This is a genomic window from Mesorhizobium sp. M7A.F.Ca.AU.002.02.1.1, assembly GCF_003998535.1.
Taxonomy (GTDB): Bacteria; Pseudomonadota; Alphaproteobacteria; order Rhizobiales; family Rhizobiaceae; genus Mesorhizobium; species Mesorhizobium ciceri.
In genome coordinates, this window is sequence record NZ_RZPB01000402.1 from 1 (window position 1) to 5,658 (window position 5,658).

Annotated in this window: 5 protein-coding genes and 1 pseudogene; all 6 read right to left on the reverse strand. The window is 60.9% G+C overall.

The annotated features are described in order from the left end of the window. Positions 1-153: pseudogene (locus EN879_RS40105) on the reverse strand (flagellar biosynthesis protein FlgJ); the annotation flags it as partial. A gap of 138 nt (positions 154-291) precedes the next feature. Next, complete coding sequence (locus tag EN879_RS22330) at positions 292-1,185, reverse strand: carbohydrate ABC transporter permease (protein ID WP_013529760.1); 894 nt, start codon at positions 1,183-1,185, stop codon at positions 292-294. Between the two features lies 1 nt (position 1,186). Then, positions 1,187-2,137: a sugar ABC transporter permease gene (locus EN879_RS22335; protein ID WP_063168934.1), complete on the reverse strand. Its 951-nt coding sequence runs from the start codon at positions 2,135-2,137 to the stop codon at positions 1,187-1,189. Positions 2,138-2,231: 94 nt separating this feature from the next. Then, on the reverse strand, positions 2,232-3,557 hold the full coding sequence (locus EN879_RS22340; RefSeq protein WP_013529762.1) for an ABC transporter substrate-binding protein: 1,326 nt from the start codon (positions 3,555-3,557) through the stop codon (positions 2,232-2,234). Positions 3,558-3,594: 37 nt separating this feature from the next. Continuing rightward, the gene (ugpC, locus tag EN879_RS22345; protein WP_063168933.1) at positions 3,595-4,680 is read right to left on the reverse strand and encodes a sn-glycerol-3-phosphate ABC transporter ATP-binding protein UgpC; all 1,086 of its coding nucleotides are present in this window, start codon (positions 4,678-4,680) and stop codon (positions 3,595-3,597) included. Positions 4,681-5,102: 422 nt separating this feature from the next. Continuing rightward, positions 5,103-5,658: autotransporter domain-containing protein (locus tag EN879_RS22350; RefSeq protein ID WP_127274247.1), on the reverse strand; the 556-nt coding region annotated here is incomplete at its 5' end.

The following is a 5,658-nucleotide window of genomic DNA, read 5'->3' on the forward strand; positions in this document are numbered from 1 at the left end:
GCCGGCATCGACGGAAGCGGCGGTGTCGAGTGAAAACGTGCCCGCAGCGCCGCCGGCCCGCTTTGCCAGCGCGGCGCGAGCGGTCTCGATATCCGCCGGGTCGACGGCTCGGGCCACATCCATAACGATGTCGCTGGGTGGAGAAATCGCCAAGAAAGTCCGCCTTTTACCGGTTTTCCCTGACCAGACCATGCCTCAACAAGCTTGTGGCAGGCTTGCGGGAAGGAGAGGGAGCGGAGTGCGGGGATCGGATCGAAGCTGCCGGCCGAGGGTGGGATTTCCGCCTCAGCCTCACTCCTTGACCGCCCCCGTCATCGAGGAGACGTAGTGCTCGACAAAGAATGAATAGAGCACCACCACCGGCAGGGAGCCGATCAGCGCGCCTGCCATCAGGGCTCCCCATTCATAGACGTCCGAACGTACGAGTTCGGTAAGCACGCCGACCGGCACGGTTTTGTTTTCGGACGACTGGATAAAGGTCAAGGCGTAGATGAATTCGTTCCATGACAGGGTGAAGGCGAAGATGCCGGCGGAGATCAGGCCGGGCACCGACAGCGGCAGAACTATCTTGGTCAGGATTTGCCAGCGGCTCGCTCCGTCGATCAGCGCGCATTCTTCCAGTTCGAAGGGTATCGAGCGGAAGTAGCCCATCAAGAGCCACGTGCAGAATGGAATGAGGAACGTCGGATAGGTGAGGATCAGTGCGAACGGCGTATCGTAAAGGCCGAGGTTGAACACCATCACCGACAGTGGAATGAACAGAATCGAGGGCGGCACGAGATAGGCCAGGAAGATCGCCAAGCCGACCTGCCGCGCCCCGGAAAACCTCAAGCGTTCGATCGCATAGGCTGCGAACACCGCCGCCAGCAGCGACAGGAAAGTTGCGGCGGTCGAGATGATGATCGTGTTGAGAAGCCAACCCGGATAGGACGTCTCGAAGAGCAGATACCGAATATGCTCGAGCGTCGGATGGACGACCCAGAACGGGTTGAAATTGGCATAATCCGTCATCTCGAGATTGGGTTTCACCGCCGTGATCGTCATCCAGTAGAACGGGAACAGCAGCACGATGACGAAGATCAGGAGCGGCAGATAAACGGTCACCACGCGCCGGGGCAGGCTCTGAAGATAGCCCATGCCGCCTTCATCCGTGTTCGGACGGTTGCTCGTTTCGATCGCGGCCATGTCAGTCTCCACCGCCCTGCTGCCATTTACGACGTTGCAGCCCGAAATAGCTGAAAAGGATCGCCGCAAGCAGGAACGGGATCATCGCCACCGCGATCGCGGCTCCCTCGCCAAGCTGGCCGCCGGAAATGCCGCGCTGGAACGAGAGCGTCGCCATCAGATGGGTGGCATTCACCGGCCCGCCGCGAGTCAGCACATAGATCAGCTGGAAATCGGTGAAGGTGAACAGGACCGAAAAGGTCATGGTGATGGCGATGATCGGCGTCAGCAACGGCAGCGTCACATAGCGGAACAACTGCCAACGGCTGGCGCCGTCGAGCGTCGCGGCCTCGTAAAGCGATTGGGGAATCGTCTGCAGGCCGGCCAGCAGCGTGATGGCCACGAAAGGAATGCCGCGCCAGACATTGGCGACGATCACCGAGGCGCGTGCGTTCTCCGGATCGCCAAGGAAATTGATGCGGTGGTCGATCAGTCCCATCTGCTGCAGCGCCCAGGAGAGGATGGAGAACTGCGAATCGTAGATCCACCAGAAGGCGATGGCCGAGAGCACCGTCGGCACCACCCACGGCAGCAGGACAATCGCGCGGAAGAACGATTTGAAGGGAAGGTTCTGGTTGAGGAGGAGCGCCAGCCAGAGGCCGAGCGCGAATTTCAGGATCGAAGCGCTGATCGTGTAGAGCAAGGTGTTGAAGACGGAGAGCCAGAAGACGGCGTCGCTCCACAGATATTCATAGTTTTCGATGCCGATGAAGATGCCGGGGCGGCCGATGCGGGCGTCGGTGAAGCCGAGCCAGACGCCGAGCCCCAGCGGATAGGTCAGGAAGACAAGCAGCAGTGCAGCCGCCGGAAGCATGAAGCCGAAGCCAAGTGCGTTCCGGCTTTCGCTCCAGCGCGATAGAATCCGTGAGAAGATCGAAGATCGCGGCTGGATAGCAGCTGACGGCACAGCCATGGGTCGGCTCCTGCTGAGGTCTCATTGATCGGCCGGATCGGCCACGATGCAATCCGAAGCCAGCCGGGCAGCCGCGCTGCCCGGCTGAGCCGGCTCAAACGCGATAATAGCGATTTGCCCGCTTCTCGGCCTCTTCCATTGCCTCTTGCGGCGTCGCCTGGCCGGTCACCGCTTTGGCGAACATATCGACCAGCACGTAGTCGGCCATGGTTGCCGCCGAAGCATAGCCGAGCGGCCCGGCATAGCCGTTAGGCCGCAGAGTAGCCGAAGCCTTGGCGTAAGCGGCGTTGTTGGGATCGGCAGTCCATACCGGGTTGTTGTCGAATGCCTTCAGGGTCTGGCAGCAATATCCGGCCGAGGAGGTGATCCAGTCCTTCATTTGCGGTTCCTCGAACATGAACTGCAAATACGCCTTGGCCGCGTTGGGGTAGGGCGTGTAATTGAAGATGACAGCCGTGGTCACCTGGAACAATTCGACGGATTTGCCGACAGGGCCGATGGGCAGGTTGGTGGTGCGTATGTCCTTGGCGATTTCAGCCAGCTTCGGATCATTGTCCTTATTGATTTTGGCGGTGTTGTAGGCCGAGATGCCGTTGGCGATGACAGCCAGTTCGCCGGCCAGGAAGGCGCGGTTGTTGTTGACGTCGAGCCAGCTTTCGGTGCCTGGAATGAAGGTCTTGTAGAGTTCCTGCGCGTATTCGATGGCCTTGAGGGTCTCGGGGCTGTTGATCGTTACCTTGCCGCTCTCGTCGACCATCTGGCCGCCATGGCTCCACAGCAGCCAATGAGCATAGTTGTTGCCGTCGCCGACGCCATGGCCATGCGTGAAGCCGGCCGGATGGCCCTTCGCCTGCAAGGCCTTGCAAAGTTCCAGGAAGCCTTTCGTGTCCTTGGGAAACTCCGAAAAGCCGGCCTCTTTCACCCAGCTTTCCCGATAGACGATGGCATTTCCGATCGTGGCCAGTGGCAGGCCGATGAATTTGCCTTCCCGGGTCGCATATTGCTTTGGTCCATCATGCCAGCCGCCGTATTTCGAGCCGAGATACTCGCCGAGTTCGCTCACGTCGTGCAGCTTGTCGGGATATTGGTGCGGGTCATCGAACCAGACGAACATCAGGTCGGGGCCGGAGCCGACATTTGCCGCGACCGCCGCCTTGGGGCGAATGTCCTCCCAACTTTCCTTGTCGACGCGGACCGCGACACCGGTCGCTTCGGTGAAGCGCTTGGTGTTGGCCAGCCATTGGTCCTCGTCGCCCTGGACGAAGGGCGACCAGCGCAGCAGTCTAAGCTTGGCGCCATCCTCGGGTTTGTATTTCGGTCCGTCCTGGGCAAGGGCCGGAGAGCTGATGAACCGACTTCCCAAGGCACCCGCCGCCGCGCCGGCGGTGGTGCGGATCACGTCACGTCTGGTGAACTTCATGCTCGTTTCCTCCTGCTTGTTGTCCTTGCCTGTGGTCCTACTGATCGGTACGTGTTTGGAACCTCTGTCCGGTTTCTCCGTGAAAGAGATGGATGAGGCCGGGCTCGGCCGTAAGCCGGATGGTTTCGCCCGGCGTGAAGGAATGTCGTTCCCGGAAATTCGCGACGATCTCTTCGCCGCCGGCTGTCCGGCCGATGAGCTGCACTTCGGACCCGGTTGGTTCAACCACCGCGACGGTGACCGGAATGCCCCGGTCGTCGGACAGCCGCAAATGCTCGGGCCTTATTCCCAGCACCACAGGCTCGCCATTGGGGATGGAAAGTGCCGAGGCCAACGGGACTGAAATCCCCCCGGCGCCGCGGAACGAGGGTGAGCCGTCAATAGCGATCTCGCCCCTCAGCAAATTCATGGCCGGCGAGCCGATGAAGCTGGCGACAAAAAGATTGTTCGGCCGGTCATAGAGTTCCAGCGGCGGCCCTATCTGCTCGACGATGCCGTCATGCATGACCACGATCTTGTCAGCCATGGTCATGGCCTCGATCTGGTCGTGCGTGACGTAGACTGTCGTCGTCTTGAGGCGCTGGTGCAGTTCCTTGATCTCGGCGCGCATCTGCACCCTGAGTTTGGCGTCGAGATTGGACAGCGGTTCGTCGAAGAGAAAGACCGCCGGATCACGCACGATCGCGCGGCCCATGGCGACGCGCTGGCGCTGGCCGCCGGAAAGCTGCCGAGGATAGCGCGCCAGCAACGGCACCAGCCCAAGGATTTCGGCCGCGCGGCGCACGCCTGCATCGCTCTCCGGCTTGGAAACTCCTTTGAGCATCAGCGAGAACGCCATGTTCTCGGCAACGGTCATGTGTGGGTAGAGCGCATAGTTCTGGAAGACCATGGCGACGTCGCGCTCCTTGGGCGCAACGTTGTTGACGACACGTTCGCCAATCGCGATCTGGCCGCGTGAAATCTTTTCCAGGCCGGCGATCATTCTGAGAAGGGTTGATTTTCCGCAGCCCGATGGTCCGACCAGAGTGACGAACTCGCCGTCCTCGATGTTCACGCTGACCCCGTGCAGGATCTCGACAGCGCCGAATGATTTGTAGACTTCGCCAATTGCGACAGACGCCATCGATCCTCCCAACAAATTCCTGCGACGTCGTCGAAGGAACAACGCTTCCGCTAGCGACAGCCCTGGCTCCTCCCAGGCTCACGCTAGGCCGAAACGGTAGCGCTACCAAACCGGGCTGTAAAGCGTTTAGGGGAAAGCCGAACCTTGGGAGGGTCCGCTTCGCGCCACACAATCCTCCCAGCTGCTCCTGCGTCCGCTTCTGCGCGATCAAGTCCGGCACCTGCGGTCGCAGCGTTCGCGTTCATCACAGTTGCGCACGTCCTTGTAGGCTCGCTCCGACCGGCGGCGATAAGGCTGGCTTCCTGCCTGGCGCTCGCGAGGTTCGCTTCCTGGCGTACGACCGCCTGGGCGATGCGACAAGCGGATTGAATAGCCCCTTTTCCGTCAGGGGCAGTCATTCCGGAACGATCCTTCCCGCTTGATTAGAATTCCACGTTGAGTTTTGCATTAAAGCCGTTCTGCTGGACGCCGGAGCCGAACTGACCCTGGTAGGCGACGCTGAGGGTTGCGGCATCGGTCAGGTTGAGATCGAACCCCGCTTCGATGGCGGCACTGTCCTTGGCGATCGGCACGCCAGCGATCGTGAAGGCATCACCGGCAGAGAAGGCATGTGTGCTGGTCGGTATGACGTCGCCATAGGCATGGCGCCAGCCCAGCATGCCGCGCGCTGTGGCATTGATGGCGCCGAGCGTGAAGCCGGCGGAGGCTCTGAGACCAAGCGTGGTGAAGGTGGCGTCGGTGGTCTGGCTTGCACTGGTCAATGCCGCCGCACCGCCCTTTTCCGTGAAGCCGTCCGTATGCAGGTTGACATAAGCGAGGTTGGCAAAAGGCTCGAAGGCCGCGACTGGCGTATCGATGCGATAGCCGAGTTCCCCGAACGCCTGGAAGGTGCCAGCGTTGTAGTCGCCGCTCAGGCTGTCGGCAAAGCCGGGCATGGCCACCGAGCGCGATGTCTTCATGTCATGCCACGTATAGGCA

Excerpts from the sequence above, each read along its gene's own strand:
- EN879_RS22330 (WP_013529760.1), bottom strand. The coding sequence starts at position 1,185 with ATGGCCGCGATCGAAACGAGCAACCGTCCGAACACGGATGAAGGCGGC.
- EN879_RS22335 (WP_063168934.1), bottom strand. The coding sequence starts at position 2,137 with ATGGCTGTGCCGTCAGCTGCTATCCAGCCGCGATCTTCGATCTTCTCA.
- EN879_RS22340 (WP_013529762.1), bottom strand. The coding sequence starts at position 3,557 with ATGAAGTTCACCAGACGTGACGTGATCCGCACCACCGCCGGCGCGGCG.
- ugpC (WP_063168933.1), bottom strand. The coding sequence starts at position 4,680 with ATGGCGTCTGTCGCAATTGGCGAAGTCTACAAATCATTCGGCGCTGTC.